Here is a 24,357-nt window from a genome sequence, read left to right on the forward strand (position 1 = left end):
ATGAACCCAAGCCACGCCATGCCCCCTGCCCTCGCCCATGAACCGATTGTCTACGTGGTCGACGACGACGCATCGTTACGCGAAGCCCTTCGCAGTCTGCTGCGTTCCATTGGCCTGTTGGTCGAACTGTTCGACTCGGTGACGGACTTCATGGGCCATCCACGTCCCGACGCACCCAGTTGCCTGTTGCTCGATGTGCGCCTTCGCGGCACCAGCGGACTGGACTTCCAACAGCAGTTGGCGAATGCCGGAATTCATCTGCCGATCGTATTCATGACCGGGTATGGCGACATTGCCATGACCGTGCGGGCCATGAAGGCTGGCGCGGTGGATTTCCTGACCAAGCCGTTTCGCGAACAGGACCTGATCGATGCGGTGTCCGCTGCCCATCAGCGCGACCGACTGCGCCGCGAAGCCGAGCGTGGCCAGCAGGCGCTTCAGGACCGTTACGCCACGTTGACCGCCCGGGAGCGCCAGGTGATGGCACTGGCAGCGTCGGGCCTGATGAACAAACAGATCGCCGGGCAAATAGGCCTGAGCGAGATCACCGTCAAGATCCACCGAGGCCAGGCCATGCGCAAGATGGCTGCGCGTTCGTTTGCCGACCTGGTGCGCATGGCCCAGGCCCTGGAACCGGGCCGCGATCGTTGAAAGTTCATACCCACGTATACTAGGCGCGGCTTTTGGACCGCGTATCTTGCAGTGATAGGGGCGCTTTAATAGCGACCTGATATTACTGCCAGGTTTCGAAATGTCCGACACTGCACTAATTTCTGTTATCGATGACGATGACTCGGTTCGAGTTGCATTGGATGGTTTGCTGCGCTCTCACGGGTATCGCGTCAGGACTTATGCCAGTGCCGTCGCCTTCCTGTCTTCAGCCGGGTTTGAACACACCGCATGCGTGCTGTCGGACATACAAATGCCGGGCATGACGGGCATTCAGTTGTGCGATGAGCTCTATGCCCGAGGGATCGACATTCCGCTTGTTTTCATCACGGGCCTGCCTGTTGTGCCCGCGCTGGCCATACCGGGGGGTTGCGGTCCCGTGGCGGTTTTCCCCAAGCCGTTCAGGTGTGGGGAGTTGGTTGCTTGCATCGAGTCGATTCTTGAACGGTCGGTTTAGATTGGTGTGTATATCCCGCGATGGCAGTAGGTCAGCCAATGAAGTGTTGGATGGGCTGGCCCCTTCGCGAGCAGGCTCGCTCCCACCGGGGTTTTCTGTATGCCATGAATCAGCGTTTGCCAAAAATCCAATGTGGGACATGAAATCTGTGTTTGTCGAAAATCCAATGTGGGAGCGAGCCTGCTCGCGAAGGCGATGGGTCAGTTGCATAACTGCCAGCATGTGCCCCGCTCTTGCTCTTGCTCTTGCTCTTGCTCTTGCTCTTGCTCTGCTTTTGACTTTGATCTCAGCGCCCCATTAACCACGCTGGCCGAACGCAGGCATTGCGCAGTGGGCAACCCGGCATGGATGCCGGGTTAGCCGCGCTGGGCCATGGATGGCCCTTCGCGGCGGCCCACGGAGCAATGCCGGAGTGAGGGCATGCCGAGCCTAGGCGAGGCACCGAGTGGTGGGGCAAGAGCGTTTTGCTTACTTTTGCGCTTCTCAAAAGTGAGCCGCCGTAAGGGCGGAACCCTAAGTGGCCGCGACTGCAGGAACGGATATGCACACATACCTCCGTATACCCCCCTCACACCCACGCATACCCCCACTGACCCTATGTAGAAGTGTCTAACCCAAATCCACCCCCTACCATCTCCCACAGCGAACCGAAGCTGAATACGCCCGATGATTTCAACCATCAGGCCCCACACCTTCGGGTACCTCGCAACACGGTCACGCTGAAAACTCAACAATTCAACGTATCGATTTTCGCCTTCGGGAGCTCATCATGAAACAGCACATCTTGATTGTCGGCGCCGGTTTCGGCGGTGTATGGAGCGCACTCAGCGCCGCCCGCCTGCTCGACCAGCATGATCGCAACGACGTACAGATCAGCGTCCTGGCCCCCCAGGCGGAACTGCGTATCCGCCCGCGGTTCTACGAGCCGAACGTCCATACCATGATGGCGCCGTTGGGCGCGCTGTTCGATGCGGTCGGCGTGAACTTCGTCCAGGGCGTGGCCGAGAACATCGATGTCAGCCGCAAGCAGATCAGCTACCGCGACGTGTCCGGCAGCCTCGCGACGCTGGGCTACGACCGACTGGTACTGGCAGCGGGCAGCAAGCTGGTTCGCCCTGACCTGCAAGGCATGCTTGAACACGCGTTCGATGTCGATGAGATCGAACAGGCAACACGCCTCGAAGCCCACCTCAATTCGCTCGGGAACCTGCCGGACAGTCCCGCACGCAATACCGTCGTCGTCGCAGGCGGTGGTTTCACCGGCATCGAAACCGCCACCGAAATGCCCGCCCGCCTGCGCGCCGTCCTCGGCAGCGATGCCGATGTCCGCGTGATCGTGGTCGACCGCGGCCCGAAAATCGGTGCGGCACTGGGTGAGGGAATCAGCCCTTCGATCATCGAAGCGTCCGAGCACCTGGGCATCGAGTGGATCCTCAATGCCTCGGTCGAATCGGTGGATGCCGGCGGTGTCACCCTCTCGGATGGCCAGCGCATCGAGTCCAGCACCGTTATCTGGACCGTAGGCTTTCGCGCGAGCCCTCTCACCGAACAGGTGCCCGCAACCCGCGACCGCCAGGGCCGGCTGCATGTCGACGGGCATTTGAAGGTGCTCGGGCAGAACGATATCTACGCCAGCGGCGACGTGACCTATGCCGCCACCGACGACTTGGGCAACTACGCGGTCATGTCCTGCCAGCATGCCATCGCCCTGGGTCGTTATGCGGGCAACAACGTTGCCGCCGACCTGCTCGGCGTCGCGCCGATGACCTACAGCCAGCCCAAGTACGTGACGTGCCTGGACCTGGGCGCCTGGGGCGCGGTGTACACCGAAGGTTGGGACCGCCAGCTCAAATTGGTTGGCGAGGAAGCCAAGGAGCTCAAGACCCAGATCAATTCGGTCTGGATCTACCCGCCCGCCGCCGATCGGGCAACCGCCCTGGCCGCAGCCGATCCATTGATTCCCGTAGCCTGATTCCTCTCGCCTGATTCACGCGCCCGGCCCGGCCAGTCCTTCTGCGCCGGTCTTTCCCAGACGCCTGCCAAGTTTGTTTCGGCGGGCGTTTTTTCTACCCGCGCGGCAAGCCAGCCTGCATATCGCCACTGCCCAGCAAAATCCGTTGCAACGTCCATCGCCCTGCATGAGCGACACACGGTAAGGTAGGCAAAAATCCGGATCGAGGTGTGTCGTGGCGTCCTACTCCCTGCGTCAGTTGAAGTACTTCGTGACCACCGTGGAATGCGGCAGCGTCGCCGAAGCCTCGCGCAAGCTGTACATCGCCCAGCCATCGATTGCCACGGCGGTAAAAGGCCTGGAGGACAGTTTCGGCGTGCAATTGCTGATACGCCATCACGCCCAGGGCGTATCACTGACGCCCGCCGGTGCGCGTTTCTATCGCAAGGCCCAGGAACTGCTGCGCATGGCCCGGGAGTTCGAACAGAACGCGCTGGCGGACAACGATGTGGTCAGCGGGCAGATCGACATCGGCTGCTTCGAGACCGTCGCCCCGCTCTACTTGCCACGGCTGATCGCCGGGTTCCGAGAGCGTTTTCCCGGGGTGGAAATCCGCGTACAGGATGGCGAACAGCAGGAGCTGGTCCAGGGCCTGACGGGGGGACGTTTCGACCTGGCGATTTTTTATGAGCACGATCTCGACAGCACCATCGAAACCGAAGCGCTCACCGCGCCGCAGCGGCCCTATGCGTTGCTGCCGGAGGGGCATCGCTTCGCCGATCAAGGCCAGGTGTCGTTGCGGGACCTGGCGCTCGAACCGATGATCCTGTTGGACGTGCAGCCCAGCCGGACCTATTTCGTGAGTATCTTCGAAGAACTGGGCCTGACGCCGAACATTGTCTTCAGTTCGCCCTCCATCGAGATGGTGCGCGGCATGGTCGGCCAGGGATTCGGCTTCGCCGTGCTGGTCACGCGACCGCAATCGAGCTGCACCTACGACGGGCAGCGAGTGGTGTGCGTCAACATCGCCGAAGACGTGACAGGTTCAGCGCTGGTGGCCGGCTGGCTCAAGCGCGCGCACTTGACCAAGCCGGCGCAGCTGTTCGTGGATTATTGCAAGGAGCAGTTCGGCGAGTGGCTGGCATAGCCCACCCTTGCGTGGCGAGGGAGCTTGCTCCCGCTGGGCTGCGCAGCAGCCCCAAAAAAGCCTGACAGGGTCCACCCTGTTACACCACAGGCTCAAACAAAGGGGCTGCTGCGCACCCCAGCGGGAGCAAGCTCCCTCGCCACAAGAGCGGTTCGCCAGGGGTTTCAGTGCCTAGCGAGCCGCCCAGGCATTGAAGCGCTGCTCAAGCTCTTCACCATGGTCCACCCAGAACTCGGCATCCACCGCTCGCGCTTGCGCCAGGTTGGCCTCGGCGGTGGGCAGTTGCTCGCGTATTTCGGCGGGCAGCAAGGCCAGCGTCTGGCGATGCACCGGTCCGTAGGGAATGTTTTCCGAGAAGACTTTCTGCGTCTGCGGCTGGCTGGCAAAGGCAATGAATTTCTCCGCCAGGGCCTTGTTCGGCGTACCTTTGACCACCGCCCAGTACTCTGGGTCATACAGGCTTTGTGGCCAGACGATGCTCAGTTTCATGCCTTCCTTCTGCGCCGAGGCGATGCGCCCGTTGTAGGCGGCGCTCATGGCAACGTCCCCGGCCACCAGCCATTGCGCCGGCTGCGCACCCGCCTCCCACCACTGGATGTTCGGCTTGATCTGATCGAGCTCGGCGAAAGCACGTGTCACCCCTTCCGGCGTGTTCAGCACCTTGTACAGATCCTCGGCCTTGACGCCATCCGCCAGCAAGGCGATTTCCAGGGTGTACTTGGCACCCTTGCGCAATCCGCGTTTACCCGGGTACTCGCTCACGTTCCAGAAATCCGCCCAGGATTGGGGCGCCTTGGCGAGTTTGCTCTGGTCGTAGGCCAGAACCATCGACCAGACATACGTCGCCACGCCGCATTCGGTAAGCGCACCCGGAACAAAATCCGCAGCTTTTCCGATCGCCGCCGGGTCGAGTTTTTCGAACAGACCCTCCTCACAACCGCGCAGCAGCTCGGGACTTTCCACCTCGACCACATCCCAACTGGTGTGCCCGGCCGCGACCATCGCCTTGATCTTCGACAGCTCGCCGTTATATTCGCCGGCGACGATGTTTCCTGCACCGCTGGCGTTGAAAGGTTGGAAGTAGGCCTTGTCCTGGGCCAACTTGGTGGCGCCGCCGAATGAGATCACGGTCAGGCTTGGTGGCGCGGCCAGGACGCTGCTGCTCAGCAACGCCAGGGCACACGCAATGTTGCAACGCAAGGATATGGACATGAAGCGGTTCCTCGAAAATGCCGGCTCGCCCGCACGAGCCGGCGATGGGGCTCAGAGGCGACCGTAAGCGCGGGCGGTGCGGTCTACAGCGATAGCAAAATCGTTCATCCTGGACTCCTTTTTTCGGTCACAGGCCATCGGGTTCGCTCAAATGCTTCGCCAGGCGGTCCATCAACCGGTCGCAGGCAGCCATTTGCTCAACGCTCACGTATTCGTCGGGCTTGTGCCCCTGGTCCATGCTGCCGGGCCCGCAAACCACCGTCGGGATACCGGCCTGATCAAACAGCCCACCTTCGGTGCCGAACGCCACGGTGCCGAAGGCCTCGCTGCCGCACAGCCGGGCTATGAGACGCGCGGCTTCGCTGTCCGGCGCAGTCGCCAGGCCCGGGTAGGCGGACAGGTGTTCGAAACGAATCGCGGTGTCGGCGCTAACCGCGCGCATCCTCGGCAGCAGCGCCTGTTCGGCGTAATCCTGCAATTTCTCGACCACCCCCTGCGGGGCAAAATCCGGCAAGGCGCGCACCTCGAAATCGAAGCGGCAGTCGGCCGGAACGATGTTCAGTGCGGTCCCGCCCTGGATCACGCCGACCTGCACGGTCGAGTAAGCCGGATCAAAGCGCCCATCGTGTCGCGACGGTTCGGCCAGCTCCGCACCGATCTCTCCCAGGCGACCGATCAGGCGCGCCGCCTGCTCGATGGCGTTGACCCCATAAGGCGCGTAGGCCGAGTGACACGGTGCGCCTCGGACGTGGCAGCGCATCGCCAATTTGCCTTTATGACCGAGCACCGGTTGCAGCTCGGTGGGCTCACCGATCAGGCACAAGGCCGGCTGAGGGATGCGTTGCGGCAGCACCTCCAGCAGACTGCGCACGCCCAGGCACCCAACTTCTTCGTCATAGGAAAACGCCAGGTGCAGCGGCCGTCTGAGCGGGCTGGACAGGAATGTCGGCACCGCCGCCAGCACCGAGGCCAGGTAGCCTTTCATGTCCGCCGTACCGCGCCCGAACAGCTTGCCGTCCATCTCGCTCAGGCAGAACGGATCAACCGTCCAGGCCTGGCCGTCCACCGGCACTACGTCGGTATGCCCGGACAACACCACACCGCCAGGCACCGACGGGCCGATGCTTGCCAACAGGTTGGCCTTGGTGCGCTCGGCGTTGTAGATCAGCTCGCTGCTTACTCCCAGGCCTTGCAGGTAATCGCCCACGAACTCGATCAGCGCCAGGTTCGAATCACGACTGACCGTGGCAAAGCCCACCAGCTCGGCGAGCAGTGCGCGACTGCGCAACTCACTCATCGCCTGGCACCCCGTAGCTCGGCGCCAGGGTCGGGTTGAGCGCGCGGGTCAGGTAGTCCTGCAGTTGCGGTTGATAGGCGAGCCAGAGTTTTTCCAGTTCGCCGATGGGATTCTCGTCGGCCCAGTCCACCCGTAGATCGACGATTGGCCAGGTCAGGTCATCCACCACCGACAGCGCTGCCGAATGCACCGCACCGGCCTCCCCACCTGCGGCCTGCCCAGCCTGCAACGCCCCAAGCAGGCGTGACGCGAGACTGCCCTCGCCCTGCTCGAACGCCGCGATCATGGCCGCGATGACTCCGTCGCTCGCCAGTAGATTGCCGGCCGCCACACACTGCTCACCTGGCTGGGCGCCATGAACACCCAACGCGTGGCGACCGCTGAAGACCGCCGTACGTCCCTGGGCATCCACCACCGCGACCTGGCGATATTCGCTGTAGCCGTTACGCGCCAAGGCATGATCCAGCGCCTCTTGCGCCGCCTGGCCGGCGGCCAGTTCATCAAGAATCAGCGGCCCCAGGGCCGGCAAGGTGATGTTCTGGCTCGACACGGCACCAGCACCGGCCCGCAGCCAGGGGCAACGGGCGCCGACGGCGATGCTCGATGAGCTGATGGCGATGCCCAGCTGGCCGGTCTCGGCGCAGCGTCCGACGATGGAAAACGTCATGTCGTGCTCCTTATTCGGGAATGACCGCAATCACGTCGATTTCCATCAGCCACTGCGGCTGGCCGAGGGCGCTGACCACCAGCCCGGTGGAAATCGGGAACACGCCCTTGAGCCATTTGCCGACCTCCTGGTACACCGGCTCGCGGTAGCGCGGGTCGATCAGGTAGGTGGTGGTCTTGACGATATGGCTCAGGTCGCTGCCGGCTTCCTCCAGCAGTTGCTTGACGTTGCGCATGGCCTGTTCGGCCTGGGCCCGTGGGTCGCCGAGGCCCACCAGTTGACCGTTGAAGTCGGTGCCGACCTGACCGCGCACGTACACGGTATTGCCGGCGCGAACCGCCTGGCACAGGTCGTTGTCCAGCGTCTGGTTCGGATAGGTGTCTTTGGTGTTGAACATGCGGATGCGAGTATGAGTAGGCATCAACGGACTCCCATGAGGCTGGTTTTCGAAGGTTGCGACTGGCGCTGGGAGGCATCCCGGTAATCGAGATACGTGCGCTGCTTGATGATGTGGTCGCTGATGTGCCGGGCGTCGTGCCACACGCCCCAGATGAACGCCGAGCCCCGCCGCGACAGCCATGGCAGGCCGACAAAATAGAGGTCCGGCTCGCTGCAGACCCCGCGCTGATGCCGTGGCTTGCCGTTGGCTTTGAACGCATCGACTTTCAGCCAGCTGTAATCCACCGAATACCCGGTGGCCCAGATGATGGTGCTGATGCCCGCCTCGGTCAGATCCAGTTCCAGGATCGGCTGGGTCATGCATTCCGGGTCGGGCAATAGCCGACGTGCCTCGGGCTCTGGCGGCAGATCCAGGCCGTTGCGCGCGATGTAGGCATCGGCGGCGTCAAGCAATGCCAGGTAGTTTTCATCGCCACGGGCAATGTTTTCATTGAGGTTGGGTTCGAAACTCACCGTGCTGCCGTTGAACGCCCGGGTCAGTCCCACCAGCGTGATGCCCTCATGGGCCAGCCGCCGGAAATCCACGGTGTGCCCGCCCCGCGCGCCACTCACGGCGATGGTCACGTGCTCCTTGCCCGGCTTGACCGCTTCGGCGTCCCACTCGCCCAGCACCCCCAGCCACCAGCAGAAATCGCGGTTGCGATAGGCCCGCGGCGGACGATCATGGGCGCCCACCGAGAGGTAGACCCGCTTGCCGGCGCGCTGCAATTCATCGGCGATCTGCACCCCCGACGACCCGGCGCCGACCACCAGCACGGCGCCTTCGGCCAACTGCGCGGGGTTGCGATATTGCGCCGAATGAATCTGCGTCACCGTAGCCATGTCAGGCGCGATGGGCGGGATGACGGGCCGCTGAAAAGGCCCGGTGGCGACCACCACGTTGGTAGCCTCGATCCGGCCGTCCGACGTTTCAATGGCGAAGCCCGGGCGACCGGCATTGCGCTCGACGCTGCGCACCTCCACGCCGGTGCGGATCGGTGCGTCGAATTTGCGCGCATAGGCTTCGAAGTACTCGGCCACCTGGTCCTTGGAAGCAAAGGCGTCCGGATCGAGCCCTTCGAATTCCAGTCCTGGAAAGCGGTCATGCCAGGCCGGGCCATTGGCAACCAGCGAATCCCAGCGCGCCGTGCGCCAGGCTTCGGCAATGCGGTTGCGCTCCACCACCAGATGCGGCACGCCCTGGCGGCTCAAATGTTCACTCATGGCGACACCGGCCTGGCCGGCGCCTATTACAAGCGTATCGATAAGTAGGGTTTCAACGGGCATGTCTGGGCACTTCCGGCAGAGGGTCTGGTTCAGGTCGGCATGGCGCCGCCTCGGGTTCTGGTTTCTTATTGTTCGAAACGAGCTGTCGAGGCGATTGTGTTGGCAGGTGGGGATTTGCGAAACGAGGCTTTTTATTGCGGCTGGGAAGGAAAAAACTGGCAGGCAAAAAACTGCGCCAAGCAAGGGCGGCGCGGGCAAAAACGGGCAGATAAAAGCGCTTTAACGGTGCATTCAGACCGGTCGAGCCGCAAACGCCTTGATCTCAAATTTCTCGTGTTGGCGTTGAAACGGCTGGGTATCCAGCCACGCCCGAGTAAATTGTACAAAATCGTAAAATACTTATACAAAACTCTTTAACTCGTACAACTCATGCAGTACGCTCCGAAAACTTGTACATGAACAACATTATGTACAACTTTCGGAGCCTGACATGTCCGCATTCCTCAAGGGTTTCGCCCACGCCTTCGCCGCGCTGGACGCCAGTCGCCTGGACCAGCTCGACAGGCTCTACAGCGCCGACGTGCTGTTCCAGGATCCGTTGCACCGGATCGAAGGCCTGCCTGCCCTGCGCGAATATTTCGCGCAGCTCTACGCCAATGTCAGCGACCTGCACTACGACTTCCATGGATATGACGAAACCGCTCCCGGCGAAGGTTACCTGCGCTGGACCCTGCGTTATCGGCACCCACGCTTGAACGCCGGCGCGCCGGTCGAATTGCCCGGCTGCAGCTACCTGCGCTGGAATGATCGGGTCTATTCGCACCAGGACTTCTTTGATGCCGGCGCCCTGCTCTACGAGCACTTGCCCGTGTTCGGGCCGCTCATTCGCTGGCTCAAGCGGAGGCTGGCATGAGCCGCATCTGGCTGACCGGCGCCAGCAGCGGCATCGGTGCAGAACTGGCGAAGGTGTTGCTTGAACAAGGTCATCGCCTGGCGTTGAGCGCGCGGCAAGCCGGCCCGCTGCAAGCATTGGCCGAGCGTTATCAGGATCAGGTCCTGGTGCTCCCGGGCGACTTGACCGACCGGGATCAGGTAGTCGCGATCATCCAGCACATCGACCGGGAATGGGGCGCCCTCGATCAGGTGATTCTCAACGCCGGCACGTGCGAATACCTGGAGCCGGGACACTTCGACGCGCGCCTGGTGGAACGGGTGCTCAATACCAACCTGCTGGGCACCTGCCACTGCCTGGACGTCGCCCTGCCCTTGTTGCGTCGAGGCCAGAACCCGCATCTGGTCGCGGTGTGCAGCGCAGTGACCTGGCTGGCCCTGCCGCGCGCCGGTGCCTACGGCGCATCCAAGGCCGCGTTGCGCTACCTGTTTGAATCGTTGCGCATCGACCTGGCCGACGAGGGCATCGACGTCACGCTGGTCAGCCCCGGATTCGTTGATACGCCGCTGACCCAGCGCAATGACTTCGCGATGCCCATGTGCTGGCCGGCCGAACGCGCGGCCCGGCACATCGCACGGCGACTGCCTGCCCGCCCTCTGGAAATCGCGTTTCCGGGGTTGTTCATCGTGGTCATGCGTCTGCTCGGGCATCTGCCCGCACGCTGGCGGCTGGCGCTCGGCCGGCGCCTGGCGCGCAAATCCGGGGAGGCTTGAAGCATGCGCATCGCAATTATCGGCAGCGGTATCTCGGGCCTCACCTGCGCCTATCTATTGTCTCGCCAGCATCAGGTCAGTCTGTTCGAAGCCGACAACCGGATCGGCGGGCATACCCATACGGTGGATGTCGAATGGGCGGGCCAGCGCTATGGCGTAGACACCGGCTTCATCGTGTACAACGACTGGACCTACCCCAACTTCATTCGCCTGATGGACCAGTTGGGCGTGGCTTCGCGCCCGACGGAGATGAGCTTTTCGGTGCATGACCCGGCCAGCGGCCTGGAATACAAGGGCCACACCCTGGGCAGCCTGTTCGCCCAACGACGCAACCTGTTGTCGCCGGGGTTCTGGGGCATGCTCCTGGATATCCTCAGGTTCAACCGGCAGGCGACCGCAGACCTGCTGGCGCAGCGCATCGATGCCTCGACCCGGCTGGGAGATTACCTGCACGCGCAAGGTTACGGCCGACGTTTCATCGAGCAATACATCCTCCCCATGGGGTCGGCGATCTGGTCGATGTCACCGGCTGGGATGATGGAATTCCCGCTGCAGTTTTTCCTGCGTTTCTGTCACAACCACGGCCTGCTGTCGGTTGATCAGCGTCCGCAATGGCGGGTGATCGAAGGCGGATCGCGCGGCTATATCGAGCCGTTGTGCGCGGGTTTGCGCGAGCATATCCACCTCGATTGCCCGGTGCGCCGGGTAAACCGCGACGCCGATGGGGTCACCGTGCACAGCCGTCGTGGTATCGAGCGGTTCGACAAGGTGGTGTTCGCCTGCCACAGCGACCAGGCCCTGGCTTTGCTGGAAACGCCCAGCGTCGCTGAAGCCGAGGTGCTCGGTGCGCTGGCCTACGCCCGCAACGAGGTGCTGCTGCATACCGATACCCGCCTGTTGCCGCAGCGCCGGAAGGCTTGGGCGAGCTGGAACTATCGGCTTGGCGGCCCGCCCGAGGCGCCTGCCGCGCTGACCTACAACATGAACATCCTCCAGGGCCTGGATGCCCCCGTGACGTTTTGCGTGAGCCTCAACCAAAGCGAGTCGGTGGACCCGGCCCAGGTACTCGCGCGCTTCGACTACGCCCATCCCCAATACAGCCTCGCCGGCGTGGCCGCACAGGCACGCCAGGGCGATCTGCAAGGACGCCAGCACAGCTATTTCTGCGGTGCCTACTGGGCCAACGGTTTTCATGAGGATGGCGTGGTCAGCGCGCTTGCGGTGGCGCGGCATTTCGGAGAAACCCTTTGAACAGCAGTCTGTGTCACGGCTGGATCGGCCACCGGCGCCAGACGCCACGGGTGCACGCGTTCCGCTACCCGATCGGCATGCTTTACCTGGACCTCGCCGAGCAGGAACAGGTGCTCGGCCTGTCGCGCTTGCTGCGCCCGTGGCGCATGGCCCCGTTGTGCTGGCGTGAACGTGATTACCTGCCGGCCCTGACCCGTGAAGGTATTCCGCTGATCCAAGCGGTGCGGACGATCCTCGAGCAGGCTCTGGGATCAGCGCCCAAAGGCGCGATCCACCTGCTGACCCAACCGCGCAGCTGGGGCCTGTCGTTCAACCCGGTGAGCTTCTATTTCTGCCACGAAGCCGACGGGCGCCTGGCGGCAATTCTCTGCGAAGTGCGCAACACCCCCTGGCGCGAGCGCCACCATTATGTGTTGCCGGTAAGCCCTGGCGAGCCCCATGCGCTCCAGGTCGCCAAGGCGTTCCATGTCTCACCCTTCCTGCCACGGGACATGGATTACCGCATGCGCTTTTTGATCCAGGACACCCGCATCCGCATACGCATGGAGAACTGGCGTGCCGGCCACAAGGTGTTCGAGGCCGACCTTGCCTTGCAACGTGCGCCCCTGAACGCGCCGGCATTGCGTCGTTATTTCCTGGCCTTCCCGTGGATGAGCCTGCGCACCGTTAGCGCCATTTACTGGCAGGCGCTGCGCCTGCTTTTCAAACGCACGCCCCTGCACGACCACCAGGCCAGCCATGGCGACCTGAGTGTCGGCGAACCTGTCCATGAGGATCCTGACGATGTCCGAACCCACCCTGAGCGTCACTAAGGCCGGCGGTATCTGCCCATTGAGCGGCGGTCTGTTCAAACAGGCCGTACTCGCGCAACTGCGCCGTTTGCGTCATGGCCACCTGCGCCTGATGCTGGAGGGCGAGCCCCTGAGCTTCGGCGACGCGACCAGCCCATTGGTGGCCGACATCGAGATACTCGACAATGCCGTTTGGGGCATGGTCGCTGGCAACGGTTCGATCGGTGCCGCCGACGCCTACATTCAGGGTTACTGGCGCAGCAATGACTTGACTGCCGTCACTCGCCTGTTCGTCGCCAATCTCAGCGTGCTCGACGCGATGGACAGCGGCCTCGCTCGCCTGGGGCGGCCGTTGCTGCGCGGATTGCACTGGCTCAACCGCAACAGTCGCAAAGGCTCGCGGCGCAACATCATGGCCCACTACGACTTGGGCAACAGCCTGTTCGAACGCTTGCTCGACCCGACCATGATGTATTCGGCGGCCATGTTCGAAAATCCCGACCAGAGCCTCGAACAGGCGCAGATCAACAAACTCCAACGCATTTGTCGCAAGCTCGACCTGCGCCCAGGTGACCATCTGTTGGAGATCGGCACCGGTTGGGGCAGCCTGGCTATCCATGCCGCCACCCACTACGGCTGTCGGGTCACTACCACGACGCTTTCCGAGGAGCAGTACGCGCATACGTGCCAACGTGTCGAGGCGCTCGGCCTGCAACAGCGCATCGAAGTGCTGCGCAAGGACTACCGCGACCTGGAGGGACGCTTCGACAAACTGGTGTCGATCGAGATGATCGAAGCGGTCGGCCATCGCTACCTGCCCGAATACTTCCGCTGCTGCGCCGCGCTGCTCAAGGACGACGGGTTGATGCTGTTGCAAGCCATCACCATCCGTGACCAACGCTACGAGCAGGCCCGCCGCTCGGTGGATTTCATCCAGCGCCACATCTTTCCAGGGGGTGCGTTGCCCTCGCTGTCGGTGTTGTTGCAGACCGCCAGCTCCCAGACGCCGCTCAACCTGTTGCACCTGGAGGACTTCGGCGAGCACTACGCGCGCACGCTACGGCACTGGCACGACAACTTCCGGCAATCGCGCCAGGCCTTGCTGGAGCTGGGCTATGACGAGACGTTCCGGCGCCTGTGGGAGTTCTACCTGTGCTACTGCGAGGGCGGATTCCAGGAGCGTGCGATCGGTGTCGCGCAACTGCTGTTCGCTGCGCCAGCGGCTCGCCCCGTGCCCTTGCAGGAACACCTGCAAAGATGAAGAGCCGCAGCTGGCTGATAGGCAATGCGCTCTGGCTGCAATTGGGCTGGTGGGGCTGCGTATTGGGAGCGCAACAGCCCGCATGGCTGCTGGCGGTCGTCGCCGGGTTAGGCGTCCACCTGGGGTTGTGTCCCGATCCGAAAAGCGAGTGCCAGGCGCTGTTGCGTGTCGGGGCAAGCGGGATGCTGTTGGACGGGAGCCTCGGCGCCCTGGGCCTGTTCGGGTTCAACGAGAGCCCCTTGCCCTTGTGGCTGGCCCTGCTCTGGCTGGTCTTCGCCACGGGTTTGCGGCATAGCCTGGCCTGGGCAGGCAGCCCCGTATGGCGTGGCGCCCTGGCCGGCATGCTTGGTGGCCCTCTCGCCTATTGTGCCGGCGCTCCGCTGGCTGGCGTGACGCTGCCGCTGGGCGTAACCGGCACCGCGTTGATCCTGGCACCGTTATGGGCGATGTGGCTGCCATTGGCCGTGCGTCTGGCCGACCCGCGCTGATCCGGTGCGGCGGTTTTACCAAGGCTCATCGAGGAAAATCGGCAACCGTAACGGCGTGATGGGCTCTTCACGCTGGCCGCACATTTCATCGTGGACGACCTGCTGCACCAGCATGCAAGGCAAGCGCGGAACGTCACGCAGCAGCTCCCGCAGATGGGTCGTGGAGCGCACACGCAACGTACGCCCTGACTCATCGAGCAATGTGCGTGTTTCTCGGTCCAGCCGCGCTCGCAGCAGATAGATCCCGCCCTCCAGGGACAGCAGTTCCAGCCCGACGACCCGTCCCTCAACAGCCAGCTCGACCAACTCCTTGAGAGTCATGGCGTACTGCTCTTGTTGCGGGTTGGATCAAGCCCGAGCAAACGCTGGCGCATCTCCGGTTCACGGGTACGAGGATCAAGCCAGATGGCAAAAAAATGTCGGGCAAACAGCGGATCGTTGACCTCGTGAGACTGGCGCCCATCGACATAAAAGCGTGCCCCTTTGCCAGGCACGTTCAGCCCGGTGATTCGGGTGCCAGGCTTGACGTCGACAAAGGCCCGCCGCATATGCGCCGCCCAGGCGTCCAGGCGTTGCGCCCCGAGGGGCGTAGCGCTGACGCGCTGGATTTCTTCGAGACTGGTTTCAACCAGGGCGTGCCGGGGGATCGTGCGTCGGTAAACCAGTTCCAAGGCAAAAGGAGTGTCCAGGCTGGGCGTAGGCGCCGCGCTCCAGAGCCGGGCCTGATAGAGATCAAAACCATACCAGCGAAACTCCGCCTCACCGACCAGACGGGCTTGGGGCAACTCAGCCCGCCAATCCGCGGCGGCGGGGTTGGCGCACAACGCCAAGGCGAGACTGACGATAGCGAGCAGCCCTCTGTCGGCTGCGAAAAAGCTGTGCATCGACGAATTTCCGGATTCTCAAAGGCCTCCGATAATTGTACAAAATGCACCACTTGTACAGATACTGTATAAAAATTGTAGGACGCTTCGCTAAACGCTTTCCTGCACATCAACCTGAAGCGGAACCACTCTCCTGGTCACCGGCCCTGCCGGCGCGGTTGTTGCGGCCTCGACCAAGGCATCGACAGCCTGTTCGGCCAGCGTCACCACCGGGTGTGACAACACTGCCTGGACCAAGCCGGTTTTCAACGCTTCGCGCGTGAGCGGCGTGAGGTCATGACACACCACGACGGGCAGGCGCTGTTGCTGTGCCTGGAAGCTGCGCAAAGCCCGCAGCACTCCGGCAATGCCGCCGCCCGCCACATAAAGCCCCGCCAGATCGGGCTCAGCCGTGAGCAGATCGAGGGTGTTGCCATAGGCGAATTCATCGTCTTCCAGGGTCAGGCGCGAAGCTAGCAGTTCCCATTCGCTGGAATGCTCCACCAGATAGCTGCGAAAGCTCAGCTCGCAGAGCTCCTGGCACTGGAAGCGCTGGCTGCTGAGCATGACCACCGCCGGTCCGGGCTGCCTGGCGAGGCGGCTGATGAACCAGCCCGCCGTACGGCCGGTGAGGCGATTGTCGAGACCGGCATAACCGGTGCCGGCGGTACTCGACAATTCCGACAGCAGCGCAACCACCGCAATGCCCGTCTCGCGCAGTTGGCCAACGGCCTCGCGTACCCGAGGATGGTCGACTGCCACCACCCCCAGGCCGTCCACCTGATCGCGCAGCGCCAGGATGCGTTGCGCCACGTTGACCGGGTCGAGATCGTCGAGATAACCGATGACCACGCGAATCCTCGCGCGGGTGCAAATCGCGGCGGCGTTTGACAGCGCGTGAGCCAGCCCCTGGTAAAAGGGCACGCCGCTTTTTTGCAACAAGAACCCCAGACGCAACGTGGGACGGTCGTTGAGCACACGCTGCTCGATCACGCCCTTGGCATGGAAGCCCAGTCGTGCGGCGGCGGTGGCGATGCGTTGGGCGGTATCGGCCCGCACATCGGCACGCAGATTCAGCACCCGGTCGACGGTAGACAGGCTGACCCCGGCTTCGCGAGCGACATCGGCCATGGTGGGACGCAGTTTGCGCCGTGGATTTTCTGACATGTCTTGACACCTCTGCCCGGCATCATGAGGGGTTTTGACAGATTAAGCCACGCCCCCATGGCCGCCCTTCCGGCAACCCAATAGCATCAGGGCCAAGCCAATAAAAACAACATCGCCGGAGTGCTCCATGACGATCCACATCTGCACCGCGCCTTGCTGCTGGGGCGTCGACGACGTCAACAACCCGTTCCTGCCGCCATGGCAACGCGTGCTCGACGAGGCCGCCGAGGCCGGTTATCGCGGTATCGAGCTTGGGCCCTACGGATTTCTGCCGCTGGACACCGGCATCCTCGAACCAGCCTTGTCCAAGACTGGCTTGCAAGTGGTCGCGGGAACGATTTTCGATGATCTGGTGAGCCCGGCCAACCTGCCCGAACTGCTGCGCCAGACCCATGGCATCTGCACGCTGCTCAAACAATTGCCGCCGATAAAGCAGCAAGCGGGCCAGCGCTTTGCCGGTCCCTACCTGGTGATCATCGATTGGGGCCACGACGCGCGCGACTACGCCGCCGGCCACTCGGACCGCGCGCCCCGCCTGGACGATGCCCGCTGGAGCGCAATGATGACGCACATTCGCGCCATCGCCGAGGTCGCCTGGCACACCTACGGCATCCGTGCCGTCATCCATCCTCACGCTGGCGGCCATATCGAATTTGCCGATGAACTGGCGCGCCTGGTGGATGACATTCCCCACGAAACCGCCGGGCTGTGCCTGGATACCGGTCATCTCTATTACGCAGGAATGGACCCGGTTGCATCGCTGCGCACCTACGCCCATCGCCTGGACTACCTGCACTTCAAGGATATCGACCCGACGGTTTTCGATCAGGTGCTGAACGAACACATCCGTTTTTTTGCCGCCTGCGCCCGTGGCGTGATGTGCCCCATCGGGCGTGGCGTCATCGATTACCCGGCGTTGCACAGCCTGGTGCAGGAGCTGGGTTACCACGGCTGCATCACCGTCGAACAGGAACGCGACCCGCGCGACGCCGCGGCGAGCCTGGACGACGTGGCAGCCAGTCGCGCCTACCTCGCCAACATCGGCTTCTGACCCGCATAAGGACTTTTCTCATGATCAACGGCAGCAAAACCCTTGCACGGCCTATCCGCTGGGCCATGGTCGGCGGCGGCGAGCACAGCCAGATCGGCTACATCCACCGCTCGGCCGCCCTGCGCGATCGCCACTTCGAGCTGGTTGCCGCCGCGCTGGACATCGACCCCGACCGTGGCCGGGCCTTTGGCGAACAGTTAGGCATCGACCCAGCGCGCTGCTACGCCGACTACCTGAGCCTGTTCGAACTTGAGGCGCAACGGCCCGATGGCATCCAGGCGGTATCGATCGCCACACCCAACGGCACGCATTACGCCATCACTCGCGCCGCGCTTGAAGCCGGTTTGCACGTGGTCTGCGAGAAACCGCTGTGCTTTACCCTGGAAGAGGCCGAAGCGTTGCGAACCCTGGCGCGATCCAGAGGACGCATCGTCGGCCTCACCTATGGATACGCCGGGCACCAGTTGATCGAACAGGCCCGGGCGCTGATCGCCGCACAGGAGCTGGGTGAAATTCGCATGGTGCACATGCAGTTCGCCCACGGTTTTCACAGCGCACCGGTGGAGGCGCGGAACCCGGCGACCCAGTGGCGCGTCGACCCGCGCCAGGCCGGGCCCAGCTATGTGCTGGGGGATGTCGGCACTCATCCGCTGTACCTGGCGAAGGTGATGCTGCCCGAGCTCAGGATCAAGCGCCTGATGTGCAGCCGGCAAAGCTTCGTCGCCAGCCGCGCGCCACTGGAAGACAATGCCTACACCTTGATGGAATACGAAGGCGGCGCCATGGGCATGGTCTGGTCGAGTGCGGTCAATGCCGGCTCCATGCACGGCCAGAAGATTCGCGTGATCGGCTCGCGGGCGAGCCTGGAATGGTGGGACGAGCGGCCCAACCAGCTCAGCTTCGAAGTCCAGGGCCAACCCGTGCAAACCCTGGAGCGCGGCATGGGCTACCTGCACCCCGATGCCCTGCTGGATGACCGTATCGGCGGCGGCCATCCCGAAGGATTGTTCGAGGCCTGGTCGAACCTTTATCGGCGGTTCGCCCTGGCCATGGACGCCGCCGACCGTGGCGACGCCGAGGCGCTCGCCGCCCTGCGCTACCCCGGCATCGACGCCGGCGTGGACGGCGTGCGCTGGGTCGAACGCTGCGTGGAATCAGCCAACCAGGATTCAGCCTGGGTTGCCTATTGATTCCCTCACCACAGCTGAATCAGTGTTGCCTAATGGAGAACAACAATGAAAATCGCCCTCGATCCCTACATGCACCGTCACCTGAGCCTGCCGGACCTGTGCCGCAAGACCGCCGAGCTCGGCTTCGAATACCTTGAACTGTCGCCCCGGGAAGACTTCCTGCCGTGGTGGGTCCGCCCACGCGCCCACAAGGAGCGCATCGCCGAATTCAAGAAAGCCTTGCGCGACCATGATCTGCAACTGGCTTCGCTGCTGCCGATGTACCGCTGGGCCAGCCCCCACGAGGACGAACGCCGGGCCGCAGTGAACTACTGGAAGGAAGCGATCCAGGTCGCCGTGGAGATGGGGTGCACGACGATGAACTCGGAGTTCGGGCGCGGACCGTCGCCGGATCGCGGGCACAAGGTCAGTTGTTGCGGCGGCGTACACAGCCATGAGTCCAGCGAAGCGGCCTGGTGGCGCTCCATGGAAGAATTGGTGCCGATCCTGGAATCGGAGGGGGTCACATTGAACGTCGAGCCTCATCCGGAAGACTGGTGCGAGACGCTGCACCCGGCCCTGGACATGCTCAAGACCCTCGGCTCGAACAACGTGAAGTTCCTCTATTGCACGCCGCACACGTTCTATTTCGGCGACGACATGAAAGCCATGATCGCCGAAGCCGGATCGATGATCGCCCATGTCCACATCGCTGATACCTACAATCACAAGGCTTCGTCGGGGCTGCGCTACATCGTCAACCCGCCCGGAGCGAAAGTGACCGTGCACCAGCACATGGACATGCACCAGGGCGAGATCGACTGGGACCTGTTTTTCGGCGAGTTGGCCAAGACCGGCTTCGATGGCATCGTCACAGCGTGCGTGTTCGGCTGGGAAGAACGCGCGGATGACTCGGGGCGATTCATGCGCCAGGAAATCCAGGCGTACGTGGACAAGTACTTCAAGTAGTCCGTGCCGGTCAGGCGAGCAACGGCACGATACGCGGCTCGATCGCCTGTCCGCTTACTTCCAGCAATGCCAGCGTCACCGGCAGCTTGAACCGCCGCCGGCCGGCGCTGCCAGGGTTGAGGTAAAGCCGCTCGCCGCGCCATTCGATCAAGGGTTTGTGCGAATGGCCGGTGATCACCAGCCTCACATCGGCATCGAGCAGCGCCGGCACATCGGCAATGTCGTGGACCAACAGCACCTGCCACCCGCCGATTTCGAATCGCAGGCTGTCGGCGATATCCCCTGCCCAATCGGCGCCGAGGTCGTTGTTGCCCCGCACTACGTGCAGCTCGCCAATGGCGGCCAACGTCTCGAGGATCTCCGGGCTGCCGATATCACCGGCATGAATAATCCGCTCGCAGCCTTGCAGCGCGGCCATTGCTTCGGGGCGCAGCAGGCCATGGGTATCTGAAATCACGCCCACTTTCATGAAACCTTCCTCCCCTACGGTGTGTCGTCAGCTTTAGCTGCCTCGTCGCAGTTAGCTAACGTGCTGAAATCGAATAGGATAGGCTGCGCGCTGAAGCGCCAAGCCCTGTCGTGTAGAAGGATATATCAATGCTCGGACGCAAACGGCCGGAGCCCAGGATTGAAAGCCCCGATCAAGCCTTTTCCCCGCAAGCTGTGCGGGCCGGGGCTGCATTTCGGCTGACCGTGAGTTTCATGCTCGTGGTGATCGTGGCTTTCCTGGCGGTCGAAGGCTGGCGCACCTGGCGAGACTATCGGGCGGCTTTTGCGTCTGCCCGCGATTCGGTGACGAACCTGGCGCGGGCGACGGCCCAACACGCCGAAGACACCATCCGACAAGTGGACGTGGTCACCGCCGCCCTCGCCGAACGCGTGGAAGGCGACGGCCTGCAGAACATGGACATCCCGCGCATTCATCGGCTGCTGGTGCAGCAGGCCGCGATCATGCCGCAGTTGCACGGACTGTTCATCTACGGCCCGGACGGCCAATGGCTGGTGACGGACAAGGAAGTGATTCCGGAAATGGCGAACAACGCCGACCGCGACTACTTCCAGTACCACCGCACCCACGAGGATCGAGGCGTACGTATTGGCGATGTGGTCAAGAGCCGATCCACCAACGACCTGATCATCCCCATCTCCCGCCGCTTGAACAACCCCGATGGCTCGTTCGCCGGGGTGATGCTCGGGACGGTCAAGGTCAGTTATTTCGTCGACTACTACGGCGACTTCAAGATCGACGGCAAAGGCGCGCTGGTCCTGGCCAAGCGCAGCGGTACGATCCTGGTCCGCCGGCCTTTCGTCGCGGCGGTGATCGGCAAGAGCCTCGTCAACAGCGTGATCTTCCGGGAGCATCTGCCGACTTCCAACCAGGGCGTCGCCGAAGCCAGGGCCGTCGTCGACGACACCGAGCGTCTGTATGGCTACCGGGCGCTGACCACCTACCCGCTGGTGGTGGAAGCCGGCCTGTCGCGGGAATCGATCATTGCCCCGTGGCGTCGTGACCTGCTCAAGACCGGCCTGGTACTGGTATTCCTGATCGCGATTCTGGTCGGGTTCGGGCTCATCGTCCTGAGCCAGTTGCGCTACCGCATGACCATGGAAACGGAGATTCGCAGCGCCCACCAGGCCATGCGCGACATGGCGTTGACCGACAGCCTGACCGGGCTGGGCAATCGCCGGCGGCTGGACATCGCTTTGGCCGACGAGCTGCGCCTGGCCAAGCGCCAAGGCTCGTCCCTGGCCCTGATCATGCTCGACGTCGACTACTTCAAACGCTACAACGACAAATACGGCCATGCCGCTGGCGACGATTGCCTGCGGGCGATTGCGGGCGCGATCGGGCAGACCATCAAGCGACCGGGAGACCTGGCCGTCCGCTACGGCGGTGAAGAGTTCACCGTGCTGCTACCGAACACGGATAGCGCAGGTGCGGCCAAAGTGGCGCAGCAAATCCTTGAATCCGTCAGGGCCTTGAACATTGAGCACGGCGACCACCCGCTGGGGATCGTGACGATCAGTGCCGGCATCACCACCTGCCAGCCGAGCAGCGAGGACGTCAGCCCTGCGATGCTGATCAAGGCCGCCGACGCCTTCCTGTACCTGGCGAAGAACACCGGGCGAAACCGCTGGTGCAGCGCCGGCGCCTCCCAGGCCTGACCGCATATCGGTTGATTTCAGCCAACACTGGCCTGCACAGGTGCCGATCCGGCGCCTGGCGGCTACAATGCGCGCTTCGACCGTGACCAGCCTGACTAAAAAAACATGTCCTTGCCTAAACATCATCTGGAATTGCTCAGCCCCGCCCGCGACGTGACCATCGCCCGCGAGGCCATTCTGCATGGCGCCGATGCCGTGTACATCGGCGGCCCGAGTTTCGGCGCGCGTCACAACGCCTGCAACGAGGTGAGCGATATCGCCGGGCTGGTGGAATTCGCCCATCGCTACCACGCCCGGGTGTTCACCACGATCAACACGATCCTGCACGACAACGAGCTGGAGCCGGCCCGCCAGTTGATCCATCAGCTCTACGACGCCGGCGTCGATGCGCTGATCGTCCAGGACCTGGGCGTCATGGAGCTGGACATTCCGCCGATCGAGCTGCACGCCAGCACCCAGACCGACATCCGCACCCTGGCCCGGGCAAAGTTTCTCGACCAGGCCGGTTTCTCGCAGCTGGTATTGGCCCGCGAGCTGAACCTGCAGGAAATCCGCGCCATTGCCGACGAGACCGATGCGGCCATCGAGTTCTTCATTCACGGCGCGCTGTGCGTGGCGTTTTCCGGCCAGTGCAACATTTCCCATGCCCAGAACGGGCGCAGCGCCAACCGTGGCGATTGCTCCCAGGCCTGCCGCCTGCCCTACACCCTCAAGGATGACCAGGGCCGGGTTGTCGCCTATGAAAAACACCTGCTGTCGATGAAGGACAACAACCAGAGCGCGAACATCCGCGCCCTGGTCGAAGCGGGCGTGCGCTCGTTCAAGATCGAAGGTCGCTACAAGGACATGGGCTATGTGAAGAACATCACCGCCTACTATCGCCAGCGCCTCGATGATGTCCTCGAAGACCGCCCGGACCTGGCCCGCGCCTCCAGCGGCCGCACCGCGCATTTCTTCGTGCCGGACCCGGACAAGACCTTCCACCGAGGCAGCACCGACTACTTCGTCAGCGAGCGCAAGATCGACATCGGCGCCTTCGACTCCCCGACGTTCACCGGCGTGCCGGTGGGCGTGGTGGAAAAAGTCGGCAAGCGCGACCTGCAAGTGGTGACCTTTGATCCGCTGTCCAATGGTGACGGCCTCAACGTGCTGGTCAAGCGCGAAGTGGTTGGCTTCCGGGCCAACATCGCCGAACCCAAGGGTGAATTCCTCGACGAGGACGGCAAGCAGCGCTACCGCTACCGCGTCGAACCCAACGAGATGCCGGCCGGCCTGTACCAGTTGCGCCCCAACCATGCGCTGAGCCGCAACCTCGATCACAACTGGCAGCAAGCACTGCTCAAGACCTCCGCCGAGCGTCGCGTCGGCCTGGCCTGGGTCGCTCGCTTGCGCGAAGATCGCCTGGAGTTGACCGCCACCAGCGAGGAAGGCATCAGCGCCAGCGTCGCCCTGGACGGTCCCTTCGGCCTGGCGAACAAGCCGGAGCAGGCCCTGGAGCAGTTGCAAGACCTGCTCGGCCAGTTGGGCACCACCGAATACCACGCCACATCGATCAAACTGGATGCACCCCAGGCTTATTTCATTCCCAACTCCCAGCTCAAGGCGTTGCGCCGCGAAGTCATCGAAGCTTTGACCGTAGCGCGTGTCGCGGCGCACCCACGGGGCGGACGCAAGGCCGAGACCACGCCGCCGCCGGTATACCCGGAGTCGCATTTGTCATTCCTGGCCAACGTCTACAACCAGAAGGCCCGGGACTTCTACCACCGCCACGGGGTCAAGCTGATCGACGCGGCGTTCGAAGCCCATGAGGAAACCGGCGAAGTCCCGGTGATGATCACCAAGCACTGCCTGCGGTTTTCCTTCAACCTTTGCCCCAAGCAGGCCAAGGGCGTCACCGGCGTACGCACCAAGGTTGCGCCGATGCAGTTGATCCATGGTGATGAAGTGCTGACGCTGAAGTTCGACTGCAAACCCTGCGAGATGCATGTGGTGGGCAAGATCAAGGGGCACATCCTTGACCTGCCGTTGCCCGGTAGCACGGCGCAGCCGGTGGTCGGTCATATCAGTCCGGAAGACTTGCTCAAGACGATCCCGCGTGGAGCGCATTGAGTCAGATGGATCTCGATTGACTGTGCTGTCCTCTTCGCGAGCAGGCTCGCTCCCACAAGTAACGCTGTTCACAAACCCGTGGCGAGGGAGCTTGCTCCCGCTGGGCCGCGAAGCGGCCCCAAAACCTGCCAAATGCGGAGCATCAGACACACCGCACCCGCCGGCTTTACGACTGCTTCGCAGCCGAGCGGGAGCAAGCTCCCTCGCCACAGGTCCATCATTTTTTCTTAAGTGAACAGCTTTACGCTCCCACAGGGGATTTTCATTTCTGCGCCGTTTTCGCTTTGTCGGGCGACAGATTCCGTTCAAAGGGCTCCCCTATCGCGCATTCATGATGCTAGG

Annotated in this window: 24 protein-coding genes; 15 read left to right on the forward strand and 9 right to left on the reverse strand. The window is 63.0% G+C overall.

What is annotated here, in order from left to right; all coding sequences use genetic code 11:
- From J3P96_RS14410 to J3P96_RS14425, 4 genes are all read left to right on the forward strand, one after another.
- Entirely contained in the window at window positions 1–651 is a 651-nt protein-coding gene (locus J3P96_RS14410) for a response regulator transcription factor (protein ID WP_370870915.1), read from the forward strand.
- A 100-nt stretch (window positions 652–751) separates the two neighbouring features.
- On the forward strand, window positions 752–1,126 hold the full coding sequence (locus tag J3P96_RS14415; protein ID WP_434651778.1) for a response regulator transcription factor: 375 nt from the start codon (window positions 752–754) through the stop codon (window positions 1,124–1,126).
- Window positions 1,127–1,895: 769 nt separating this feature from the next.
- Window positions 1,896–3,098 (forward strand): NAD(P)/FAD-dependent oxidoreductase, encoded by a 1,203-nt coding sequence (locus tag J3P96_RS14420; protein WP_434651780.1) that lies wholly within the window; start codon window positions 1,896–1,898, stop codon window positions 3,096–3,098.
- A 214-nt stretch (window positions 3,099–3,312) separates the two neighbouring features.
- On the forward strand, window positions 3,313–4,224 hold the full coding sequence (locus J3P96_RS14425; protein ID WP_434568588.1) for a LysR family transcriptional regulator: 912 nt from the start codon (window positions 3,313–3,315) through the stop codon (window positions 4,222–4,224).
- A 171-nt stretch (window positions 4,225–4,395) separates the two neighbouring features.
- Here the strand turns inward: J3P96_RS14425 and J3P96_RS14430 are convergent, their stop codons facing one another.
- The 5 genes from J3P96_RS14430 to J3P96_RS14450 form a co-directional block, all read right to left on the reverse strand.
- Complete coding sequence (locus tag J3P96_RS14430; protein WP_434651783.1) at window positions 4,396–5,436, reverse strand: ABC transporter substrate-binding protein; 1,041 nt, start codon at window positions 5,434–5,436, stop codon at window positions 4,396–4,398.
- A gap of 127 nt (window positions 5,437–5,563) precedes the next feature.
- Window positions 5,564–6,733, reverse strand: coding sequence for an acetylornithine deacetylase (argE, locus tag J3P96_RS14435; RefSeq protein WP_434651786.1), 1,170 nt, complete (start codon window positions 6,731–6,733; stop codon window positions 5,564–5,566).
- Window positions 6,726–7,400 (reverse strand): DUF1028 domain-containing protein, encoded by a 675-nt coding sequence (locus J3P96_RS14440; protein ID WP_434651788.1) that lies wholly within the window; start codon window positions 7,398–7,400, stop codon window positions 6,726–6,728. Before J3P96_RS14440 ends, argE begins: the two co-directional genes overlap by 8 nt.
- 10 nt (window positions 7,401–7,410) lie before the next feature.
- Window positions 7,411–7,821 carry a RidA family protein gene (locus tag J3P96_RS14445; protein ID WP_003201555.1) on the reverse strand — a complete coding sequence of 137 codons (411 nt, stop codon included), beginning with the start codon at window positions 7,819–7,821 and terminating at the stop codon, window positions 7,411–7,413.
- Entirely contained in the window at window positions 7,821–9,125 is a 1,305-nt protein-coding gene (locus J3P96_RS14450; protein WP_434651791.1) for a flavin-containing monooxygenase, read from the reverse strand. The genes J3P96_RS14445 and J3P96_RS14450 overlap by 1 nt, the downstream gene beginning before the upstream one ends.
- A 430-nt stretch (window positions 9,126–9,555) precedes the next feature.
- Between J3P96_RS14450 and J3P96_RS14455 the strand changes: the two genes are divergently transcribed.
- The 6 genes from J3P96_RS14455 to J3P96_RS14480 are packed head-to-tail and all read left to right on the forward strand — an operon-like array spanning window position 9,556 to window position 14,521.
- Window positions 9,556–9,978, forward strand: coding sequence for a nuclear transport factor 2 family protein (locus J3P96_RS14455; RefSeq protein WP_434651794.1), 423 nt, complete (start codon window positions 9,556–9,558; stop codon window positions 9,976–9,978).
- Complete coding sequence (locus tag J3P96_RS14460; RefSeq protein ID WP_434568597.1) at window positions 9,975–10,730, forward strand: SDR family NAD(P)-dependent oxidoreductase; 756 nt, start codon at window positions 9,975–9,977, stop codon at window positions 10,728–10,730. Before J3P96_RS14455 ends, J3P96_RS14460 begins: the two co-directional genes overlap by 4 nt.
- Before the next feature lie 3 nt (window positions 10,731–10,733).
- A complete protein-coding gene (locus J3P96_RS14465) occupies window positions 10,734–11,981 on the forward strand; it encodes an NAD(P)/FAD-dependent oxidoreductase (protein WP_434651797.1) in 1,248 nt (415 codons plus the stop codon).
- On the forward strand, window positions 11,978–12,793 hold the full coding sequence (locus tag J3P96_RS14470) for a DUF1365 domain-containing protein (protein WP_434651800.1): 816 nt from the start codon (window positions 11,978–11,980) through the stop codon (window positions 12,791–12,793). The genes J3P96_RS14465 and J3P96_RS14470 overlap by 4 nt, the downstream gene beginning before the upstream one ends.
- Window positions 12,765–14,033 carry a class I SAM-dependent methyltransferase gene (locus tag J3P96_RS14475; protein WP_434651803.1) on the forward strand — a complete coding sequence of 423 codons (1,269 nt, stop codon included), beginning with the start codon at window positions 12,765–12,767 and terminating at the stop codon, window positions 14,031–14,033. Before J3P96_RS14470 ends, J3P96_RS14475 begins: the two co-directional genes overlap by 29 nt.
- Entirely contained in the window at window positions 14,030–14,521 is a 492-nt protein-coding gene (locus tag J3P96_RS14480) for a DUF2878 domain-containing protein (RefSeq protein ID WP_434623906.1), read from the forward strand. Before J3P96_RS14475 ends, J3P96_RS14480 begins: the two co-directional genes overlap by 4 nt.
- A gap of 15 nt (window positions 14,522–14,536) precedes the next feature.
- On the opposite strand, the gene J3P96_RS14485 is transcribed toward J3P96_RS14480, so the two are convergent.
- The 3 genes from J3P96_RS14485 to J3P96_RS14495 all read right to left on the reverse strand — a co-directional run bounded on the left by J3P96_RS14485 (window position 14,537) and on the right by J3P96_RS14495 (window position 16,551).
- Window positions 14,537–14,842, reverse strand: a complete 306-nt coding sequence (locus tag J3P96_RS14485) for a DUF6482 family protein (protein WP_434651806.1) — start codon at window positions 14,840–14,842, stop codon at window positions 14,537–14,539.
- Window positions 14,839–15,405 (reverse strand): chalcone isomerase family protein, encoded by a 567-nt coding sequence (locus J3P96_RS14490; protein WP_434651808.1) that lies wholly within the window; start codon window positions 15,403–15,405, stop codon window positions 14,839–14,841. The genes J3P96_RS14485 and J3P96_RS14490 overlap by 4 nt, the downstream gene beginning before the upstream one ends.
- A gap of 90 nt (window positions 15,406–15,495) precedes the next feature.
- A complete protein-coding gene (locus J3P96_RS14495; RefSeq protein ID WP_434651811.1) occupies window positions 15,496–16,551 on the reverse strand; it encodes a LacI family DNA-binding transcriptional regulator in 1,056 nt (351 codons plus the stop codon).
- 127 nt (window positions 16,552–16,678) lie between these two features.
- On the opposite strand from J3P96_RS14495, the gene J3P96_RS14500 reads away from it, so the two are divergent.
- From J3P96_RS14500 to J3P96_RS14510, 3 genes are read left to right on the forward strand one after another with little or no spacing between them, the layout of a single operon-like run.
- Window positions 16,679–17,602 carry a TIM barrel protein gene (locus tag J3P96_RS14500; protein WP_434651813.1) on the forward strand — a complete coding sequence of 308 codons (924 nt, stop codon included), beginning with the start codon at window positions 16,679–16,681 and terminating at the stop codon, window positions 17,600–17,602.
- Between the two features lie 20 nt (window positions 17,603–17,622).
- A complete protein-coding gene (locus J3P96_RS14505) occupies window positions 17,623–18,792 on the forward strand; it encodes a Gfo/Idh/MocA family protein (RefSeq protein ID WP_434651815.1) in 1,170 nt (389 codons plus the stop codon).
- A 45-nt stretch (window positions 18,793–18,837) separates the two neighbouring features.
- The gene (locus J3P96_RS14510; RefSeq protein WP_434623917.1) at window positions 18,838–19,740 is read left to right on the forward strand and encodes a sugar phosphate isomerase/epimerase family protein; all 903 of its coding nucleotides are present in this window, start codon (window positions 18,838–18,840) and stop codon (window positions 19,738–19,740) included.
- A gap of 10 nt (window positions 19,741–19,750) precedes the next feature.
- On the opposite strand, the gene J3P96_RS14515 is transcribed toward J3P96_RS14510, so the two are convergent.
- Complete coding sequence (locus J3P96_RS14515; protein WP_434651817.1) at window positions 19,751–20,209, reverse strand: metallophosphoesterase family protein; 459 nt, start codon at window positions 20,207–20,209, stop codon at window positions 19,751–19,753.
- A gap of 128 nt (window positions 20,210–20,337) precedes the next feature.
- Here J3P96_RS14515 and J3P96_RS14520 point away from each other — a divergent pair, with 128 nt between their 5' ends.
- Both J3P96_RS14520 and J3P96_RS14525 read left to right on the forward strand, forming a co-directional pair.
- Window positions 20,338–21,906 carry a sensor domain-containing diguanylate cyclase gene (locus tag J3P96_RS14520; protein ID WP_434651819.1) on the forward strand — a complete coding sequence of 523 codons (1,569 nt, stop codon included), beginning with the start codon at window positions 20,338–20,340 and terminating at the stop codon, window positions 21,904–21,906.
- A gap of 105 nt (window positions 21,907–22,011) precedes the next feature.
- Window positions 22,012–24,015, forward strand: a complete 2,004-nt coding sequence (locus tag J3P96_RS14525) for a peptidase U32 family protein (protein ID WP_434651821.1) — start codon at window positions 22,012–22,014, stop codon at window positions 24,013–24,015.
- The last annotated feature ends 342 nt before the right edge of the window (window positions 24,016–24,357 follow it).

This window comes from Pseudomonas sp. R3-56 (genome assembly GCF_051132075.1).
GTDB lineage: Bacteria > Pseudomonadota > Gammaproteobacteria > Pseudomonadales > Pseudomonadaceae > Aquipseudomonas.

Excerpts from the sequence above, each read along its gene's own strand:
- J3P96_RS14410 (WP_370870915.1), top strand. The coding sequence starts at position 1 with ATGAACCCAAGCCACGCCATGCCCCCTGCCCTCGCCCATGAACCGATT.
- J3P96_RS14415 (WP_434651778.1), top strand. The coding sequence starts at position 752 with ATGTCCGACACTGCACTAATTTCTGTTATCGATGACGATGACTCGGTT.
- J3P96_RS14420 (WP_434651780.1), top strand. The coding sequence starts at position 1,896 with ATGAAACAGCACATCTTGATTGTCGGCGCCGGTTTCGGCGGTGTATGG.
- J3P96_RS14430 (WP_434651783.1), bottom strand. The coding sequence starts at position 5,436 with ATGTCCATATCCTTGCGTTGCAACATTGCGTGTGCCCTGGCGTTGCTG.
- argE (WP_434651786.1), bottom strand. The coding sequence starts at position 6,733 with ATGAGTGAGTTGCGCAGTCGCGCACTGCTCGCCGAGCTGGTGGGCTTT.
- J3P96_RS14440 (WP_434651788.1), bottom strand. The coding sequence starts at position 7,400 with ATGACGTTTTCCATCGTCGGACGCTGCGCCGAGACCGGCCAGCTGGGC.
- J3P96_RS14445 (WP_003201555.1), bottom strand. The coding sequence starts at position 7,821 with ATGCCTACTCATACTCGCATCCGCATGTTCAACACCAAAGACACCTAT.
- J3P96_RS14450 (WP_434651791.1), bottom strand. The coding sequence starts at position 9,125 with ATGCCCGTTGAAACCCTACTTATCGATACGCTTGTAATAGGCGCCGGC.
- J3P96_RS14455 (WP_434651794.1), top strand. The coding sequence starts at position 9,556 with ATGTCCGCATTCCTCAAGGGTTTCGCCCACGCCTTCGCCGCGCTGGAC.
- J3P96_RS14460 (WP_434568597.1), top strand. The coding sequence starts at position 9,975 with ATGAGCCGCATCTGGCTGACCGGCGCCAGCAGCGGCATCGGTGCAGAA.
- J3P96_RS14465 (WP_434651797.1), top strand. The coding sequence starts at position 10,734 with ATGCGCATCGCAATTATCGGCAGCGGTATCTCGGGCCTCACCTGCGCC.
- J3P96_RS14475 (WP_434651803.1), top strand. The coding sequence starts at position 12,765 with ATGTCCGAACCCACCCTGAGCGTCACTAAGGCCGGCGGTATCTGCCCA.
- J3P96_RS14480 (WP_434623906.1), top strand. The coding sequence starts at position 14,030 with ATGAAGAGCCGCAGCTGGCTGATAGGCAATGCGCTCTGGCTGCAATTG.
- J3P96_RS14485 (WP_434651806.1), bottom strand. The coding sequence starts at position 14,842 with ATGACTCTCAAGGAGTTGGTCGAGCTGGCTGTTGAGGGACGGGTCGTC.
- J3P96_RS14490 (WP_434651808.1), bottom strand. The coding sequence starts at position 15,405 with ATGCACAGCTTTTTCGCAGCCGACAGAGGGCTGCTCGCTATCGTCAGT.
- J3P96_RS14495 (WP_434651811.1), bottom strand. The coding sequence starts at position 16,551 with ATGTCAGAAAATCCACGGCGCAAACTGCGTCCCACCATGGCCGATGTC.
- J3P96_RS14500 (WP_434651813.1), top strand. The coding sequence starts at position 16,679 with ATGACGATCCACATCTGCACCGCGCCTTGCTGCTGGGGCGTCGACGAC.
- J3P96_RS14505 (WP_434651815.1), top strand. The coding sequence starts at position 17,623 with ATGATCAACGGCAGCAAAACCCTTGCACGGCCTATCCGCTGGGCCATG.
- J3P96_RS14510 (WP_434623917.1), top strand. The coding sequence starts at position 18,838 with ATGAAAATCGCCCTCGATCCCTACATGCACCGTCACCTGAGCCTGCCG.
- J3P96_RS14515 (WP_434651817.1), bottom strand. The coding sequence starts at position 20,209 with ATGAAAGTGGGCGTGATTTCAGATACCCATGGCCTGCTGCGCCCCGAA.
- J3P96_RS14520 (WP_434651819.1), top strand. The coding sequence starts at position 20,338 with ATGCTCGGACGCAAACGGCCGGAGCCCAGGATTGAAAGCCCCGATCAA.
- J3P96_RS14525 (WP_434651821.1), top strand. The coding sequence starts at position 22,012 with ATGTCCTTGCCTAAACATCATCTGGAATTGCTCAGCCCCGCCCGCGAC.